The following is a 12755-nucleotide window of genomic DNA, read 5'->3' on the forward strand; positions in this document are numbered from 1 at the left end:
GGGCCCGCCGGACTGCTCCCTTAGCCCATCATCCGCTTGATCGCGGTGGTGACCTCGTCCTCGCTGTAGAGAAAGGCCTGCTCCAGCGGCGGACTGAACGGCACCGGCGCATATTTGGAGCCGATCCGCTGCACCGGCGCCTTCAAATCGCTGAACAGTTCCTCGTGGATGCGTGAGGAGATTTCGGCTCCAGTGCCGAACGATTTGATCGCTTCGTGGACGATCACCGCACGTCCCGTCTTGGCGACCGAGTTGAGCACGGTCTCCTCGTCGAACGGCGCGATCGTGCGCAGGTCGATGACCTCGACATTAATGCCTTCGCCGGCCATTTTCTCCGCCATTTCGTCCATCAGCCGCACCGGACGGCCATAGGTGATGACCGAGACGTCGGAGCCTTCGCGGCGGACGCGCGCCTTGCCGAGCGGAACCTTGAAACCGGGCTCGGGCGCCTCGCCCTGCTGCGAGTACATCATGATGTCCTCGATGAACAAGGTCGGGTCGTCGTCCTCGATGGCGGAGAGCAACAGCCCCTTGGCCTCGGCCGGATTGGACGCCGACACCACTTTCATGCCCGGAACATGCGCAAACCAGGCTTCGAGCATGTCGCTGTGCTGGCCGCCGAAGCCGACCCCGGCGCCAGTGGTGCAGCGCACCGTCAGCGGAACCCAGGTCTTGCCGCCCGACATGAAGCGCAGCTTCGCGGCATGGTTGACCAGCTGGTCCATGCACACGGTCAGGAAATTCATGAACATGATTTCGGCGACCGGGCGATAGCCGGCGATCGCGGCGCCGACCGCGGCGCCCATGATCGCCTGTTCGGCGATCGGCGTCGTGCGGACACGGCCAGTGCCATATTTGGTCGACAGACCTTTCGTGGCCTTGAAAACGCCGCCGCCCTGCGCGTCGGCGATATCCTCGCCCATGATCATGACTTTGGGATCAGCGCCCATCGCCTCGTCGAGCGCCTGGTTGATCGCCTGCGCGAAGCTGATCTTGTCGGTGGTGCTCACGCGCGGATCTCCTCTTTCAGCACGTCGATCCTCAGTTCCTCGAGGCCCGGATATTCACTGGACAGCGCGTGCTCGACCGCTGCGTCGAGCTCGGCGTCGATCGCCGCCTCGATCGCCGCGATCTCGTCCTCGCCCACCCCGCGATCGAGCAGCAGCGTGCGGAAGGCCGGGATCGGGTCGTTGGCCTTCGCTTCTTCCTGAAGCTCCTTCGGAACGTATGAAAAATCGGCGCCGAAGGTGTGGCCGAGCATACGATAGGTCATCGCCTCGATCAGCGTCGGCCCCTCACCGGCGCGGGCGCGATCGACCGCGGTCTTGGCCGCATTATACATTTCGATGGGGTTGTTCCCGTCGACCCGCACCGCCTCCATGCTGTATCCCGGCGCGCGATCGACAATCTGTTTCGCCGACGTGCTGGCGGCATAGGCGGTATGTTCGCCATACCGGTTGTTCTGGCACAGGAAGATCACCGGCAGCTTCCAGAGCGAGGCGAGATTCAGCGCCTCGTGGAATGCGCCGATGTTGGTCGCGCCGTCGCCGAAGCAGACTACCGTCACGCGGCCGTCGCCCGACTCCTGCGACGCGAGCGCCAGCCCGTTCGCAATCGGCAGGCCGGCACCGACGATACCCGTCGTGACCATCACGCCGGTATCGGGGTCGGTAATGTGCATCGGGCCGCCCTTACCCTTGCAGGTGCCGGTCACCTTGCCGGTGAATTCGGCCCACAAATCCTTGAGCGGAATGCCCTTCGCAACCTGGTCGTGCACGCCGCGATAGGTGGTCACCAGATAATCGTCGATGTTGAGCGCGCTCATCATCGACGCCGAGAGCACTTCCTGACCGCGCACCGGATAATAGACGAGCCGCAGCTTGCCGCTCATCAGCATCTGCCGAAAACGCTCGTCCGTCTTGTAGACCCGCATCGACCGGCGGAAAATCTCGATCAAGGTCGCGCCGTCGATATCATTGGCCTGGTCCAGTTGCTGGGCCATCCGCTCATCCTCCCTCATCTTTCGGGTCTTCGCGCACAGCGTGAAGACCCGGAATCACCATTCCGATAATCTATCATGCGTTATAGAAATCACCAAAGCAAGAGACCTTGGGGCGAAGGTTTCCCATCGTCATCCAATGGTCCTGTCCGACGGCCAGTACGGCGCGCGCAGTTGGCGCTTGTTTACTTTGCCCGCCGGATTGCGCCCGACGTCGTTCACGAAATCGATCGATCGCGGGCATTTATAGGCCGCGAGCTGGCCACGCAGCCAGCCGAGCAGCGCCTCGGCTTCGGGAGGCGCCGCGGGATCGCGGGGAATGACGAGCGCCTTCGCTTCTTCGCCGAGGTCGGCGTTGGGGACGCCGATCACCACCGCGTCAACGATGTCGGGATGCGCGACGAGCAGATGTTCAATCTCGGCGGGATAAATATTCACTCCGCCGCTGACGATCATGTCCGACACGCGGTCGGTGATGTAGAGGAAACCCTCCTCGTCATAATAGCCGACGTCGCCGAGCGTGAAGACTCCGGGCTCGCGGTGCGCAGCGCGCGTTTTTTCGGGATCGCCCCGATAGACGATCCCCCGCCCCCGCGTGTCGCGAAAGAAAATCTGCCCCGGCTCGCCCGGACCGAGCCGTTCGCCCGCCTCGCTATAGATTTCGAGCTCGAAGGGCGCGATCGTCTTACCCACCGAGCCCGGATGCGCCAGCCACTCGTCCGAATAGATGAGATTGGTCGTCCCGCTTTCGGTACCGCCATAGGCTTCGACGAGCACGGGACCGAACCAGTCGATCATCGCGCGCTTGACGTCGGGCGGACAAGCTGCGCCGGTATGAGTCACCACCTTGAGCGAGCCCACGTCGAAACGCGCGCGCACCGCCTCGGGCAGCGACAGCAATCGCTTGAAATGGGTGGGCACCATCAGCGTCGTGACGATATGATGCCGCTCGATCAGTTCGAGCGCCCGCTCGGCATCGAATCTGGTCATCACGACCAGCGGGTTGCCCGCGCCAAGGATGCGGACCGAGGTCAGCGAGGCATTGAAATAGAGCGGACCGAGACACAGGTGCGTCCCTTCGGGCCGTTCGGCGGTCCACTCGCGCAGCAGGGTGAAGAATTGGGCAATCGTGTCCGCCCGTGGCAGCGTTGTGTCGACCGCGTCAATCGCCTTGGGAAATCCCGTCGTCCCCGAGGTGAACTGCAGATAGCGTCGCGGCGCCATATCGTCGGGCGGCGGCGCGTCGGACTGGCTGGCCAGCCAATCCTCCCACGCGGTCACCCCTCCTTCGGCCTCACACCGCCAACCGATCACCTCGACGCCGCCGACAGCGCGCGCCACCTCGCCTCCGACCTTTGTCGTCTCGGGGCCGACAAACAGGATTTCAGCTTCGGATTCCCTAAGGATATAGGCAAGTTCGTCGGCCTTGAGGTTCGGGTTGACCGGCACAGCCGAAACACCGGCGTGCAGACACGCAAGATAGGCGACGACCGCCTCGCTCGAATTCGCCGCAAACACTGCGACACGGCGCTCGCCCCCCATCGGTCGCGCGATCAGGCCGTTGGCCGCCCGATTCAGCATCGCATCGAGCTCAACCCAGCTCAGCGAAATCCGTTCGTCGGCCAGCGCCAGCCCGTCTCCGGCGATTGCAGCCATGCGATGCGACGCGAGCGCCATAGTCTCTCCTCTCCTTCGCGGTTCGCCGATACGGCCGCCCGCCTGCCCGGTTTCGCCGAACCGGGAATCATCTCGCGCGATGCTATAATCATCATCGCATCACGTGAATAGTATTATATGTTATAAAATTATTACGGCGATGCGGATCGATCAGGGCAAGGCATAGCCGCCGTCGACCAGCAGCTCGGCGCCGGTCGCAAAGCCGGCCTCGTCGCTCGCGAAGAACAGCACCGCGTTTGCAATTTCCGCGGGCAGGCCCAGCCGCCCCATAGGATGCCGCGCGATCGCCGCGGCGCGCATCGCATCGGCATCGGGGGCCTGCCGGATCAACTCGGCGACGAGCGGCGTTTCGACATAGCCGGGGTGAACCGAATTGACGCGAACGCCTAGCGATGCCCATTCAAGCGCCGCCACCTTGGTCAGCTGCGCGACGCCTGCCTTGGACGCGCAATAGGCGGCGCCGCGGATCACCGCCGCCTTGCTGGCGACCGAACTGATATTGACGATGGCGCCGCCGCCATTGGCGACGATCGCCGCTCCGCCATAACGAAGCCCGAGGAATACGCCATCGAGATTGATCGCAAGCGTGCGCCGCCAATTGGCAAAATCATGCTGCAAAAGCTCTTGCCCGCCGGTCGCGACGCCCGCGCAATTGACCAGAATATCGAGCCCGCCAAAGCCGCCGAGCGTGTCGTGGACGACGCGCTGCCATTCCGCCTCGCTGGTGACGTCGAGCCGCTCGAACGCCGTCGAGGTCCCGCCCGCGCGCAATTCCGCTGCCAGCGCCTCACCTGCCTCGATATTGATGTCGGCGACGACGACGCGCGCGCCTTCCTCGCTCAACCGTTCAGCGATCGCCGCCCCGATCCCCGAAGCCGCGCCGGTGACGAGCGCAACCTTGCCCGCGACCCTTCCGTTGGTGTCCATATCCCTACTCCCTCGACGACGCACCCTCTTCCTCGCTCGCGCACTCAGTGGAGCGCACCAGCCGGGAGGGCGCGTGCGTTTTTCGCCGGACCACAAGAGCCGGATCGAGAAATAGTAGCGCACGCTATACTATTATACCAGAGGCTTGTTAGCCATCCAGCGACACCAGACGATCGCGCGTTTCAGGTCTTGCTGACCGCCTTTTTCGCGGGCGATCGGCGGAGGGTCGTCGCGGCTTTCGCGGCGCCTCGCTTCCTGGCTTTAGCCCCTGCCGCGTCGCCGATCGCCGCCTTGTCGGCCGATGTCCCGGCCTGCCCCTGCTGCTTCGCCTTGTGCGTCTGCAGGAAGGCCGCACGCAATTCGCCGGGCTCGACCTCGGCCATCTTGCGGAAGGTCATCCAGCTCGACCGGCTGTTCCGGAGGTCACCCAGCCATTGCTCGGCATCGGCCTTGTGCTTGCCGCGCGTCGACGCCGCGACGATCATCAGAAAACCCTCGCAGACCCGCTCAACGAGCAGTTGGTCCTCGATGTCGCCGATGCACCAGTCGGTCAGCGTCGCATAAGTATTGGTCGTCAGATAGGCGGTGATATGTTCGGGAGTAACCTTGGTTTGCAGTCCCTTTTCCTCGTTCAGCATCTCGACGAAGGGCTTGTAGGCATTGGTTGACATCAGCCGCACCGCGTTGCGCAGCTCGCGATCCGACTGGGCCGAATTATAGACCGACATGATCGCGGTCGTGTAGGATCGAAGCTGCGTATTGCGCGAATGGACCTTGATCATCCGCTCGATCTGTCCTTCGAGCGTCTCGCGCGGAAATTTATAATAGACGGAATTATTGAATTCCTGGGTATATTGCGTGACGGCCAGCGTGATCACATGATCCTTGCTGCCAAAGGCATTATACAGTGTCTTCTGCGCAATACCGGCACGCGCGCACAACTCGCGAACGCTCAGTTCCGCAACCCCCGACTGGGCGATCATCTTGCGCGCGACGCGCAAGATACGCTCGCGCCGCTCCATGATGCTATCGCTCTTATATTTTGTCGGGCGTCCGGCAACGGATTCTTCCATGATCACTCTCCTGCCGGGACCGCCCCCGCTGACCTGCGCATCGTGCAGCCGATAGTCTGTTGCTGCTAACCGCCCGCAACATCTCGCACGGTTCACCGCTTCGTTTCAACAATGTTTCGCACGCGCCGCCTTGCCATGCCGCACAACATTATATAGCGCATGGTAATATTTAGACCTGCCGGAGAATATGATGCTGGACCACAAGCCCTGGAGCCAATCGATCGCTCCCGATCCGCTGCTGCTCGAAGAGGTCCGGAAGCAGGGCATTGCCGACGACAGCTACATCGTCCAGCCGCTCGACGTCATCCGGCGGACCATGGCACGGCGCATGACCGAATCCTTCGGCGAAGTACCGCATTTCTCGTTGAAGTCGAAGATCGAGGTCGATCGGTTGCAAGCCGCGCGCGCGGCGATCAATGCCGGTCGCACCGACGGCCGGATTTCGTTCAACGACCTGATCATCAAGGCGGCGGCGATCGCCATCGCCCGCTATCCCGCGATCAACGCGAGCTATCACCCGAAGGGCATATTGCTCCACGCCCACGCCGATATCGCGGTCGCGGTCGCGATCGAAGGCGGGCTGATCACCCCGATCATCCGGGCGGCGGAGGAAAAATCGGTCGCCGACATCTCGGCGGAAATGAAGGACATGGCCGCACGCGCCCGCCGCAAGCGCCTCCTGCCCGAAGAATATTCGGGCGGCACGATGACCATTTCCAACCTCGGCATGTTCGGGGTGACCGAATTCACCTCGATCATCAATCCGCCGCAGGCATGTATCCTGTCGGTCGGCACCGCATTCGAGGAATATCGGGTGGTCGATGGCGCGCCCTATGTCGCGACGGTGATTGCACCCACACTTACCTGCGATCACCGCGTCGTAGATGGCGCCACCGGCGCGCGGTGGCTTCAGCAACTGCGCGAGGTGATCGAAGCGCCTGAGGAATGGGCGACCACTTAACCGCGCGCCTCCAGATACCGCAGCAGCGCGTCGCGCATCAACGCATAGGGATCGGTCAGGACCTCTTGCGGCCGACCGACGAACGCGTCGCGCAGATATTGGGAATGCAGATCGGGGAACACCGCCGTTTCACCACCCGCCCAGCCGTCGAGGATGTTCGCCGCAATCTCCTGCGGCGAAGTCTTGGCGAAGTCCGAACTGCGCATCATGTCGGTATCCATCAGTCCCGGATAAGCGAGGGTGACCGCGACGTTGGGCATCGCCCCGCGCACCGCATGGCCCAGCATCGTGCCCGCCGCCTTGCTCGCGCTATACAATTCGGCGCCGTGCGCGGGAACGAGCGCCGCGAGCGAAAGCACAGAGATAAAGCCGCCGCCGCGAGCATCGAGATCCGGACCAAAAGCATAGACCAGCCGGAGCGGCCCGAAGAAATTGGTCTCCATCGTCGCACGCGCGCCCTCCAGCGTCGTCTCGAGCAGCGGCACCATATGCGTCACGCCCGCATTGCTGACGACAATGTCGACGTCGACGACGTCCGATGCGGCCGCGACATGCGCGTCGTTCGTCACATCGAGCGCGACGGCAACCGCGCGTCCGCCGAAACGATCGAGCGCCGGTCCGAAGTTCGCGATATCGCGCACGCCACAATAGATCTTGGCCGCACCCCGCGCAAAGGCAGCTTCGACAAGCGCCGCCCCCAGCCCGCGGTTCGCGCCCGTGATCAACAATGTCTTACCTTCGAAAGTCCGATTGTCGTCCATCTGGCACCTCATGATCTTCAGGAGAATGGAGCCCGTCGCCGAACGGTGCGAGCGCGGCCCAAGCCAGCCGCTCGGCAAGCGCCCTGCCCTCGGCACCGCGTTCGCGGTCGCGCCATCCGGGGACGGCGGCGGCGGGCACCTGATAGGTAAGGCAGGTTCCGACGGCATCGTCGACCTTGTGCGTGTCCAATATGATCGTCGCCAGGTGATTGATCCCCGCGTCGGCCCAGGCCCGGCCGGCAGGGACATCGCGATAGGCCGAACGGTTGAGGAAGGTGGCGCAGAAATTGCGCCAGCTCTCACCGGTCGCGGTATGGACGAGCAGCCAGCCGTCGCGCGCGCGCCAGAGCGACAAGGGCGGGCGGAGAGGCGCGCCTTCCGCCGCATGTTCCGCTCGATCAGGATCACTCGGCACGGGCCGCAAAGGAGCAGTAGCAGCCCCTGAAACAAGCGCGAGCAGGACGCCGGCGGCATCGCTCGGCATCCCGTCTCCCTGTAGATCGACACGCCAGTCGAACGCCCCGCCGTTCAGCGCGACGGCACCGCTCGGCAAGCGCGGAGCCTCAATTTCCGGCCAGAATTTCAACATGGCCCGCAGCGGTGCGCCGCCCGAAACATCGATCGCCAAGGCCGCCGCCCCACCCTAGCCTTGCGGCGCCAGCGCGCGCGACCAGGCGCCCGCAAAATCGCCGGATAGCACATCGTCCAAAGCAGCGTGCCCCGGCACAAGCGTCGCCAGCACCTCATCGAGCTTTTTCTCGAGCGCGTCGGGCGAGGGCTCCGCGGCATCGGGCGCGACGCAAAGCACCAGCTCGACCTCGGTCGTCTGCTCGTCCCGCGGCCACGCAGCCATCATGCACAACTCGCCCGCCGTTTCGGCGAAGCAAATGTTCGGAAAATGCGACGGGGCGTCCGCGGCGCGAGCCCCCAGATGCGCCATCACGCGCTTCCAGTTCGCATCGACCACCCGGGTCCGGCGCCCGGCAAACCGATATTGCGTGTGCGCTTCGAGCCATGGATGCAAGGCGCCGAGCGCGTTGGCGAGGTCGGGCGCCTCGCCACTCTGATCGATCCACAACCAGCCGCCCAGTTCGGCGAGACGCAGCGGCACCAGCGAATGCGCGCAGCGGTCGATATTACCGAAATCGCGCTCGTCGGGGATCGCCATCAACTTGCCGAAAGTGTCATAGGTCCAGCTATGGTACTGGCAGCGAAAGGCACGGGCGCGCCCGGTCGGAGTTCGCACCACGGGAGCACCGCGATGGCGGCAGCTGTTGTAATAGCCCCTGATCTGCTGATCGACCGATCGGATCATGACCGTCGGGATGCGCGTGCGCTCCCAAGTGAAATAGCCGCCAACCTCGGCCAGTTCCTCGGCGCGGCCGACGGGCATCCAGAATCGGGCGAAAATCTGCTTGAGCTCGCGCTCGTAGAGTTCGGCGTCACCTAGGAAATTCTTGGAAAGGACCGCATTCTCCGGCGGCTTGGCAGGCAGCGTCAGCGACAATGATCCTCTCCCGAACGATAGCGACGGCTTTTCTTCTCGCTCTAGCCGTATCGCATTCTCCGAACAAACTCTAGCACGCATTCCCCTTTTCGTATAGTGATCGGGAAAATGTGCCGCCGAAAGCGATTTTGGCAGCACGAAAGGCCGGAAAAGCAGGGCGAGGAGCGGGAACGATGGATCAGGCACTCATGGACCGGATCAAGGGCAAGATTCTGGCGGAATTCGACCGCGAAGGATTGCCCGAAGGCTTCCCGGAGCTCCCCGTGATTCCAGCGGGACGCTACACCGAACAGCTGTTTTTCGACCTCGAACAGGAGTATATGTGGGCGCGAACCTGGCTCTACGCGGGCCGCGCCGAGCAACTGCCGCGCCCGGCGAGCTATCAGGTCTGGGATTATAGCGGGCGATCGATCGTCCTCGTCCGCGACGCACAGGGGCAGATCCGCGCCTTTCTCAACCAAAGCCCCAACGACGCACCACTGGTGCCGCTGGCCGACTTGGGCGCGCATCAGCATGAAATGCCCTTCGACGCGCCGGGACGGATGTTCATGCAGGTCGAATTTCCCGACTTCGACCTGCCTGGCGGCGTCTTGCAATGCCAGCGCAAGGGCTGGACCTACGACCTCGACGGACGGCTCGTCGCGGTTCCCGCCGGGCAGACGCTGGAAAGCGTCCCGCACGCGCATCGCCAGTTGACCGAATATCGCTGCGACGTCTGGGAAGGCTTTATCTTCGTCAATCGCGATCCGGACGCGATTCCGCTGCTCGAGTGGCTGGGTCCGGTGGTGCCGCAGATGGCGCAATATGAATGCGCGAAGCTGCGGATGTTTTCGCGCGCCACCGTCCTGCTGAGGACCAACTGGAAGGTCGCGACCGAAGCGTTTCAGGAGGTCTATCACTTCAAGCACATCCACCATCACGACGGCGTCGTCTCGCTCGACCAGCGCGGTGTGACCCATGCGATGTTCCCGCACGGCCATTCGCGAATGGTGACGCCCTTCGCCAAGCGGCAGCAGGAAATGATGGGCATGACGGGCCCGACCGACTGGGATGCCGCCACCGACAGCGCGCGCGAATCGCTGATCGGCAACGGCACGCCGCTGATCAAGACGGTGCAGCCGATCGTGAACGGCGCTGTACTGACCTACAGCCTCTTCCCTAACCTCACGACCCCAACCTCCGCTCGCGGCCTCCCGATCCTCGCAGCCTGGCCGGTCGACCCCGCCCACACTTTCTTCGAATGGACCTCTTTCGTGCCCGACTGGGGCGAGGACACGCCCGCGATCGAACAGATGCGGCAGGCGACGCTGCAGACCCCGATGACGATCATGGAAGAGGATGTGCGCAATATGGAACCGATGTTCAGGTCGCTGTCCTCCCCCGGACTGCCCGGACTGCGCATCGGCTATAACGAGCGCCGCCTCTATAATTCGGCCGAGATGCTCGACCGCATCATCGGCATCGAACGCATTCCCGAACGCTTGCGCGTCCGCCAGCTTCTCGACGGCTTCGTGGAGCAGGACTGATGACTCTCGGGCGCAGAGCCGTGCTGCAACCGTTCGGATTTCTGGCAATCGAGGAGGTGGAGCTTCCAGCGCCGGCCGCACATCAGGTTGCGGTGGAGATGTTTGCCGCCGCAATCACGCCCGCCGACGTCGCGCTGCTGGCCCGATCCGACGAGCCCGACTGGCAGCCGCTGGTGCCGGGCCTCGAAGGCGTCGGCATCGTCGCCGCAATCGGCAATGCGGTGACGCAGGTGAAGGTCGGGGATCAGGTCATCATCGCGGCGACATCCGATAGCGACGCGGCAAAGGCCGATCGCCCGGTTTCCACCTGGACGACCAATGCGCTCGTCGATGACCGCCATGTCGCGCCTTTTCCGCGCAACATCGTCACCGACCGCGACAGTCTGGGCCTGGTCGGCGGGACGGCGCTCACCGCCACCGCGCTCGCGAAGCGGTTCGTCGAATCCAATGCCGACGAGCCGGTCCTCGTCGCCGGCGGTGGCGGACTGGCGCTGGCGGCGATCGCCGCTCTGCGCGCCGCGGGCGCGGCCAACGTCATCGCGGTCGCGCCCGACCATTGCCATGCCGCCGCAGCGGCGGCAGGCGCGAGCACGTGCCTGGCCATCGGCGCCGACCTTGCCGCTGCCGGTGCGCGACGCGGTCTCGACTGCCGCGACGACCGATCGCCAAGCCGCGGCGCGCTCGATCCCGCGGTCGCCTGGACCGACGCAGGGGCTCCGGACAAGTCGACCGATCGCGACCGCGCAATCGCATTGCTGACCGACTGGATCTCCGCCGGGCGCTTCGACCCCTCGGTCATGATCGGCAAACGCTATACAATCGAACAGATCAACGAGGCGGTGATGGAAATGGAAAGCGGTCGCATCGCGGGTGCGGGGCTCGTCGTCATGGAACCGCTGAAATAGGCGTGTCCGGAGCGCGTGCGTTTCCGCTTGCCTCGGCAGGCGAAATGATATTAGCACGCGATATAGAAATGGCCGATCGGGAAGCCCGGCGCCGCGCCTGACGGGCCGGCCCCTTCCGGAAAACAGCGGCGCATTCGGGAGAGAGACATGGATATTCGGGGAAAGCGCGCATTAGTCACGGGGGCGGGCGGCGGCATCGGGCGCGCCTGCGCGCTCATGCTCGCGCGCAATGGCGCCAGCACGATCGTCCTCGCCGACATCGACGAAAAGGGTCTTGCGGCCGTCGCCGTCGAAGTTGGCGACCTTGGCGCCGAAGCGCTGACCGAGACCGTCGACCTGTCCGACTCCGCCGCCGCGATCGCGATGTACGCACGCGCCGAGGAGCGGTCGGGCGGCCTCGACATCATCCACAATAATGCCGGCATCATGGGCGGCCCGCCCGATTTCCCCGACGACAATATCAACCGCATGATCGCGGCGATGCAAATCAACCTGATCGCGATGATGATCGGGACCAAAATGGGCGTCGGCTTCCTGCGCGCGCGCGCCGTGCCGGGGGTCATCATCAACACCGCCTCGACCGCAGCGCTCGGCCCGCTTCCCAAGGATCCCGCCTATGCGGCGTCCAAGCGGGGCATCCTCGCCTATTCGGAATCGTGCAAGCCGCTGCACGCCGAGTTCGGGATTCGCGTGATCCCGCTCTGCCCGGCAGTCACCGACACCGCGATCGTCGCCAAGGATGCCGACTGGCTCCAGCCGATCCTCGAATCGATCCGCCTGCTGCGGCCGGAGGAAATCGCCGAGGAAGTCCGGCGGATCATCGAGGACGACAGCCTGTCGGGCGAGGCGATCGTGGTCCACAACGAACCGTTGGCGCCATGAAGGGCCTGCGGGCGCGGGCGGGCAAGGCCTGACCGCGAGCGGCCGGCGACAAGGAAGAAGCGGAAACAACGGATCGGATCATGGCCAGAATTACCTATATCGAACCCGACGGCTCCGAGCGCATCGTCGACGTCAAAGTCGGACTTTCGCTCATGGAAGGCGCGATCAACAATGGCGTCAACGGCATCGAGGCCGATTGCGGCGGTGTGTGCGCCTGCGCCACCTGCCATATCTATGTCGACGCCGACTGGATCGAGGCGGCGGGGCCGCGGACCGACATAGAGGACGCGATGCTCGACCTCGCGAACGAGGTCCGCGACAACAGCCGCCTCTCGTGCCAGGTCAAGGTGACCGACGCCATGGACGGCCTGATCCTGTCGATCCCCGAGGAACAGCGTTAGCCGGACGCAAGAAAGCGCGACCCACCCGACGTGCTCTCGAAACCTCTGGCCGTGCGGCTTCGCACGGGGAGTTCGCGCGAGAAATACATATCGTTATAATTTCTTGATAATCGCTGTTTTCTCGGACTTATCGGGA

General features: G+C 64.0%; 13 protein-coding genes. 5 read left to right on the forward strand and 8 right to left on the reverse strand.

Translation table 11 applies throughout. The features are described 5' to 3' along the window. Positions 1-20 precede the first annotated feature (20 nt). From VHO04_RS14205 to VHO04_RS14225, 5 genes are all read right to left on the reverse strand, one after another. Complete coding sequence (locus VHO04_RS14205; RefSeq protein ID WP_329628890.1) at positions 21-1010, reverse strand: alpha-ketoacid dehydrogenase subunit beta; 990 nt, start codon at positions 1008-1010, stop codon at positions 21-23. Next, positions 1007-2002: a thiamine pyrophosphate-dependent dehydrogenase E1 component subunit alpha gene (locus VHO04_RS14210; protein ID WP_329628891.1), complete on the reverse strand. Its 996-nt coding sequence runs from the start codon at positions 2000-2002 to the stop codon at positions 1007-1009. The genes VHO04_RS14205 and VHO04_RS14210 overlap by 4 nt, the downstream gene beginning before the upstream one ends. A gap of 129 nt (positions 2003-2131) precedes the next feature. Further along, the gene (locus VHO04_RS14215) at positions 2132-3676 is read right to left on the reverse strand and encodes an AMP-binding protein (protein ID WP_329628892.1); all 1545 of its coding nucleotides are present in this window, start codon (positions 3674-3676) and stop codon (positions 2132-2134) included. 150 nt (positions 3677-3826) lie between these two features. Beyond that, complete coding sequence (locus VHO04_RS14220) at positions 3827-4603, reverse strand: glucose 1-dehydrogenase (protein WP_329628893.1); 777 nt, start codon at positions 4601-4603, stop codon at positions 3827-3829. 182 nt (positions 4604-4785) lie between these two features. Then, a complete protein-coding gene (locus VHO04_RS14225) occupies positions 4786-5676 on the reverse strand; it encodes a TetR/AcrR family transcriptional regulator (RefSeq protein ID WP_329628894.1) in 891 nt (296 codons plus the stop codon). 187 nt (positions 5677-5863) lie between these two features. Here VHO04_RS14225 and VHO04_RS14230 point away from each other — a divergent pair, with 187 nt between their 5' ends. Then, positions 5864-6637, forward strand: coding sequence for a 2-oxo acid dehydrogenase subunit E2 (locus VHO04_RS14230; protein WP_329628895.1), 774 nt, complete (start codon positions 5864-5866; stop codon positions 6635-6637). Here the strand turns inward: VHO04_RS14230 and VHO04_RS14235 are convergent. The 3 genes from VHO04_RS14235 to VHO04_RS14245 form a co-directional block, all read right to left on the reverse strand. Further along, positions 6634-7398, reverse strand: coding sequence for an SDR family NAD(P)-dependent oxidoreductase (locus VHO04_RS14235; RefSeq protein ID WP_329628896.1), 765 nt, complete (start codon positions 7396-7398; stop codon positions 6634-6636). The two genes, VHO04_RS14230 and VHO04_RS14235, sit on opposite strands and share 4 nt — an antisense overlap. Then, complete coding sequence (locus VHO04_RS14240) at positions 7370-7951, reverse strand: hypothetical protein (RefSeq protein WP_329628897.1); 582 nt, start codon at positions 7949-7951, stop codon at positions 7370-7372. Before VHO04_RS14240 ends, VHO04_RS14235 begins: the two co-directional genes overlap by 29 nt. A gap of 90 nt (positions 7952-8041) precedes the next feature. After that, entirely contained in the window at positions 8042-8905 is an 864-nt protein-coding gene (locus VHO04_RS14245) for a Rieske (2Fe-2S) protein (RefSeq protein WP_329628898.1), read from the reverse strand. A gap of 173 nt (positions 8906-9078) precedes the next feature. Here VHO04_RS14245 and VHO04_RS14250 point away from each other — a divergent pair, with 173 nt between their 5' ends. From VHO04_RS14250 to VHO04_RS14265, 4 genes are all read left to right on the forward strand, one after another. Then, complete coding sequence (locus VHO04_RS14250; protein ID WP_329628899.1) at positions 9079-10431, forward strand: aromatic ring-hydroxylating dioxygenase subunit alpha; 1353 nt, start codon at positions 9079-9081, stop codon at positions 10429-10431. After that, complete coding sequence (locus tag VHO04_RS14255; RefSeq protein WP_329628900.1) at positions 10431-11336, forward strand: alcohol dehydrogenase catalytic domain-containing protein; 906 nt, start codon at positions 10431-10433, stop codon at positions 11334-11336. The genes VHO04_RS14250 and VHO04_RS14255 overlap by 1 nt, the downstream gene beginning before the upstream one ends. Before the next feature lie 147 nt (positions 11337-11483). Continuing rightward, positions 11484-12218, forward strand: coding sequence for an SDR family oxidoreductase (locus VHO04_RS14260; protein ID WP_329628901.1), 735 nt, complete (start codon positions 11484-11486; stop codon positions 12216-12218). 80 nt (positions 12219-12298) lie between these two features. After that, the gene (locus tag VHO04_RS14265; protein WP_329628902.1) at positions 12299-12619 is read left to right on the forward strand and encodes a 2Fe-2S iron-sulfur cluster-binding protein; all 321 of its coding nucleotides are present in this window, start codon (positions 12299-12301) and stop codon (positions 12617-12619) included. The last annotated feature ends 136 nt before the right edge of the window (positions 12620-12755 follow it).

The organism is Sphingopyxis sp. (genome assembly GCF_036261875.1).
Taxonomy (GTDB): Bacteria; Pseudomonadota; Alphaproteobacteria; order Sphingomonadales; family Sphingomonadaceae; genus Sphingopyxis.

Bases quoted from the DNA above. Each gene is read 5' to 3' on its own strand.
- VHO04_RS14235 (WP_329628896.1), bottom strand. From the start codon at position 7,398: ATGGACGACAATCGGACTTTCGAAGGTAAGACATTGTTGATCACGGGC.
- VHO04_RS14215 (WP_329628892.1), bottom strand. From the start codon at position 3,676: ATGGCGCTCGCGTCGCATCGCATGGCTGCAATCGCCGGAGACGGGCTG.
- VHO04_RS14255 (WP_329628900.1), top strand. From the start codon at position 10,431: ATGACTCTCGGGCGCAGAGCCGTGCTGCAACCGTTCGGATTTCTGGCA.
- VHO04_RS14210 (WP_329628891.1), bottom strand. From the start codon at position 2,002: ATGGCCCAGCAACTGGACCAGGCCAATGATATCGACGGCGCGACCTTG.
- VHO04_RS14220 (WP_329628893.1), bottom strand. From the start codon at position 4,603: ATGGACACCAACGGAAGGGTCGCGGGCAAGGTTGCGCTCGTCACCGGC.
- VHO04_RS14250 (WP_329628899.1), top strand. From the start codon at position 9,079: ATGGATCAGGCACTCATGGACCGGATCAAGGGCAAGATTCTGGCGGAA.
- VHO04_RS14225 (WP_329628894.1), bottom strand. From the start codon at position 5,676: ATGGAAGAATCCGTTGCCGGACGCCCGACAAAATATAAGAGCGATAGC.
- VHO04_RS14260 (WP_329628901.1), top strand. From the start codon at position 11,484: ATGGATATTCGGGGAAAGCGCGCATTAGTCACGGGGGCGGGCGGCGGC.
- VHO04_RS14265 (WP_329628902.1), top strand. From the start codon at position 12,299: ATGGCCAGAATTACCTATATCGAACCCGACGGCTCCGAGCGCATCGTC.
- VHO04_RS14230 (WP_329628895.1), top strand. From the start codon at position 5,864: ATGATGCTGGACCACAAGCCCTGGAGCCAATCGATCGCTCCCGATCCG.